This is a genomic window from Lactobacillus nasalidis (assembly GCF_016587775.1).
Classification (GTDB): domain Bacteria; phylum Bacillota; class Bacilli; order Lactobacillales; family Lactobacillaceae; genus Lactobacillus; species Lactobacillus nasalidis.
Map to the genome: position 1 here is coordinate 1 of NZ_BOCG01000196.1, position 3,097 is coordinate 3,097.

General features: G+C 53.0%; 1 protein-coding gene and 1 pseudogene. Both read right to left on the bottom strand.

Annotated features, from left to right (window positions below; translation table 11 throughout):
* Positions 1 to 337 (bottom strand): annotated as a pseudogene (locus lacNas_RS03465) (hypothetical protein); the annotation flags it as partial.
* Between the two features lie 156 nt (positions 338 to 493).
* Positions 494 to 3,097: MucBP domain-containing protein (locus lacNas_RS03470; RefSeq protein WP_201346594.1), on the bottom strand; the 2,604-nt coding region annotated here is incomplete at its 5' end.

Genomic DNA, 3,097 nt, shown 5'->3' on the forward strand with positions numbered 1-3,097 from the left:
GGTCGTTTTTATCAAAGCCGAAGCTGTCGATAACGCCCTGCAGCAGTAGGCAGGGACCAGACAGCTGGCTGCCAGCCGGCCGCGCCAGGTAGACCTCGTCAGCGTTGCGGCGGTTGTAGACGGCGTCAACGTCAAAGTTGGCGCGCAGCTCGCTGCTGGCCACGAAGAAGCGGTGCATCTGCCGCGCCTGCTGGTAAAACTGCCACCAGAAGTCCTTCTGGCCCGCCGGATCCAGCGCGGCAATTTTTTCAGAAATGCTGTAGTCCAGAATCTTGCTTTGGTCGATTTCCAGTTCTTGGAAGAAGTCATCTTGAGCGTAATCGTCAAAATTAGTCATGTCCTCACCCCGCCTTTCTTTAACCTACATGGTTAGACTTCCAGGCAGATTTGTCAATGCTAAAAATGTAAAGCTTGGAAAAAATCCAGAAAAAAACATGATCCCGTTTAAAAACAGAATCATGTTTCGCAAAAGCTGCTTTTCAGCTAAAAATCATTAGTTTTTCCGCTTCTTGTCAATTGTCAGGCCAATCAAGGCGGTCAGAGTCATCAGGCCCAGGCCAAGCACGGACAGAACGCGGGACTTGTCAGTGGCTTCGCCGGTTTGCGGCAGCTTGGCTTGCGCGTTTTGCGGCAGGCTGGCTGCTGACTGCTTGCCGGTGTTTGCCCCAGTGTTTGTTGAGAAGGTGGTTGCCTTCGGTGAAGCCGGGGAGGTCTTGCCCTTGCTGCCAGGCAGGGTCGGGCTGTTTGGACCAGTCGGTGCAGATGGCGCGCCCTTCTTGCCCGGCTTGGACGGCGTCTGGTTCTTAGTGTAGACCACTAACGTGTCCTTGGTCGGGTCAGCTGGCGTCACCTTGTCGCCAACCTTCTTGTTCTTTGGCTTGTAGCCATCAACTGCTGGAACGCTCGGGTCAAGGACCTTGCTTGGGTCGGTCGGGTCGTTCTGGTAGGCCGGGGTCTTGGCACCTGGGATCGGCTTACCGTTTTCGTCAACCGGAACCAGCTTGCCGATCTTCTTGTAAGTGAAGACAGCAGTCTTGCTGCTCTTGTCAAAAGTACCAGCCGTATCAGCCGTCTTGACCAAAACATAGCCGGTGACTACCTTGGCATCCTTGGTCACATCGTACTTGTCACCAGACTTGTAGTCAGTGCCCTTGTCTACGCTTGGAGTCAGTTCATTGCCGTTTTCGTCGACGAACTTTTCAGTCAGGCCGTACTTGGCTGCCGGAGTTTCGTTCTTGGTGTAAACCACTGGCGTATCCTTAGTTGGGTCAGTTGGAGTAACCTTGTCGCCAACCTTGTTGTTCTTTGGCGTGTAGCCGTCAACTGACGGAACGCTCGGGTCAACAACCTTGCTTGGGTCGGTCGGGTCGTTCTCGTAAGTTGGCGTGTCAGCGCCTGGAATTGGCGTGCCGTTTTCGTCAACCGGAACCAGCTTGCCGATCTTCTTGTAAGTGAAGACAGCGGTCTTGTTGCTGTCACTGAAAGTGCCAGTCGTGTTAGTAGTCTTGACCAGAACGTAGCCGGTGATTACCTTGGAGTCCTTAGTGACGTCGTACTTGTCGCCAGACTTGTAGTCAGCGCCCTTGTCTACGCTTGGAGTCAGTTCGTTGCCGTTTTCGTCTACAAACTTTTCAGTCAGGCCGTACTTGGCTGCTGGAGTTTCGTTCTTGGTGTAAACCACTGGCGTGTCCTTAGTTGGGTCAGTTGGAGAAACCTTGTCGCCAACCTTGTTGTTCTTTGGCGTGTAGCCGTCAACTGCTGGAACGCTCGGGTCAAGGACCTTGCTTGGATCAGTCGGGTCGTTCTCGTAAGTTGGCGTGTCAGCGCCTGGAATTGGCGTGCCGTTTTCGTCAACCGGAACCAGCTTGCCGATCTTCTTGTAAGTGAAGACGGCGGTCTTGTTGCTGTCACTGAAAGTGCCAGTCGTGTCAGCCGTCTTGACCAAAACGTAGCCTTCGATTACCTTGGAGTCGCTGGTTACATCGTACTTATCCCCAGTCTTGTAGTCGCTGCCCTTCGTTACGCTTGGCGTCAGTTCATTGCCGTCTTCGTCAACGAAGTTTTCAGTCAGACCGTACTTGATGTTGGTGTAGACAACTAGAGTGTCCTTGGTCGGGTCTTCCGGAGTTACGTTCGGAACATCAGTTGAGTAGCCTGGCACTGCCGGAGTTGGCTCATTCGGAGTTACCTTGGTTGGGTCGTCTGGGTCGTTCTCGTAAGTCGGCGTATCTGCGTCTGGGATCGGGTTGCCGTCCTTGTCAACCGGGACAATCTTGCCTACTTTCTTGTAGGTGAAGACAGCAGTCTTGTCGCTGTCATTGAAAGTGCCGGTCGTGTCAGTCGTATTAACCAAAACGTAGCCGGTGACCACCTTGGCATCGCTCGTTACGTCGTAGCTGTCGCCAGTCTTGTAGTCACTGCCCTTGTCTACGCTTGGGGAAAGTTCGTTGCCATCTTCGTCGACAAACTTTTCAAGCAGGCCGTATTTGGTCTCTGGACTTTCATCCTTAGTGTAAGGCACCGGAGTGTCCTTAGTTGGATCTTCCGGAGTTACGTTCGGAACATCAGTTGAGTAGCCTGGCACTGCCGGAGTTGGCTCATTCGGAGTTACCTTGGTTGGGTCGTCTGGGTCGTTCTCGTAAGTCGGCGTATCTGCACCTGGGATCGGGTTGCCGTCCTTGTCAACCGGGACAATCTTGCCTACTTTCTTGTAGGTGAAGACAGCAGTCTTGTCACTGTCATTGAAAGTGCCGGTCGTGTCAGTCGTATTAACCAAAACGTAGCCGGTGACCACCTTGGCATCGCTCGTTACGTCGTAGCTGTCGCCAGTCTTGTACTCAGTCCCCTTCGTTACGCTCGGTGACAGTTCATTGCCATCTTCGTCGACAAACTTCTCAGTCAGACCATACTTGTTCTGAGTGTAAACAACAGGAGTGTCCTTAGTTGGATCTTCCGGAGTTACGTTCGGAACATCAGTTGAGTAGCCTGGTACGGTCGGAGTTGGCTCGTTTGGAGTCACCTTGGTTGGGTCGTCTGGGTCGTTCTCGTAAGTCGGCGTATCTGCACCTGGAATTGGCGTGTTGTTTTCATCTACAGG